Annotated in this window: 2 protein-coding genes; one reads left to right on the top strand and one right to left on the bottom strand. The window is 57.1% G+C overall.

Features of this window, described 5'->3' with window-relative positions; genetic code table 11:
* Positions 1–312: 312 nt before the first annotated feature.
* Complete coding sequence (locus tag P0D80_RS50720; RefSeq protein WP_408296426.1) at positions 313–462, bottom strand: transposase; 150 nt, start codon at positions 460–462, stop codon at positions 313–315.
* 101 nt (positions 463–563) lie between these two features.
* Here P0D80_RS50720 and P0D80_RS50715 point away from each other — a divergent pair.
* Positions 564–806: hypothetical protein (locus P0D80_RS50715; RefSeq protein WP_408296429.1), on the top strand; the 243-nt coding region annotated here is incomplete at its 3' end.

Genomic DNA, 806 nt, shown 5'->3' with positions numbered 1-806 from the left:
GCTGGTGCCACGCTTACGTGTGTCCAAAGTAGTCCCCATCACTTGAAGTAACGGACATCACTTTGGACACCGGCTTCAGCTCTGTCCATGCGGCCACAGAATGACGCTTACGATACGCGTGCCAGTCGAGAGCAAGATCATGATCGCAGACTGCCCAACACGGTACGCAGCATGTCGGCGTCGACCAGACCATCTACCTTGACGACCACACGGCCGATTCGAATTTTGATTGTGCCCGCAGGCGGCGCCGGCTTCGAATCAAATGCGTGAAATCAGCTGGCGGCGAGGCCAGGGCCTGCGTCGGTGGGTCACTCAGCAGTATGTTGCTAGGAGGCTCGCGGACGGAGCGTGCTGCTCTGTAAGATATCGGCGCAGCCAAGTGTACAGCATGTTCGCGTTGATGCCATTCTCACGGGCGAGTCTCGCGACCGAGACGCCCGGCTCCCACGCCGTTGCCGACAGCCGGTCCCTAATCCCCCTCGGAAAATTAGGAAGGGCCCGCTCGACTACCCGGCTTCTTCACCGAAAAGTCTGACAAAGTGGTGTCCATCAAGTCGAAGATAATGAATATCACTTTGCTGCGCACTGCGGTCACCGCCTACGACGGTCGAGGCGAGCCGCTTACAATGATTGCGATTAAAGAGCCCGGCGATTTGCTGCAGCGACCAGAGGACGTATGGGATGCGCGCTCGATAACGCGGCCTGTAAAGGTTTCTTTGGGCGCCTGGAGACAGAGTTGTTCTATTCTCGTGATTGCGGGCCAAACCATCGAGCAGTTCATCGAGTTCGTTGTCTCTTACATCCTT

This window comes from Paraburkholderia sp. RL17-373-BIF-A (genome assembly GCF_046030175.1).
Classification (GTDB): domain Bacteria; phylum Pseudomonadota; class Gammaproteobacteria; order Burkholderiales; family Burkholderiaceae; genus Paraburkholderia.
This window is presented reverse-complemented; position numbering and strand designations above follow the sequence as displayed.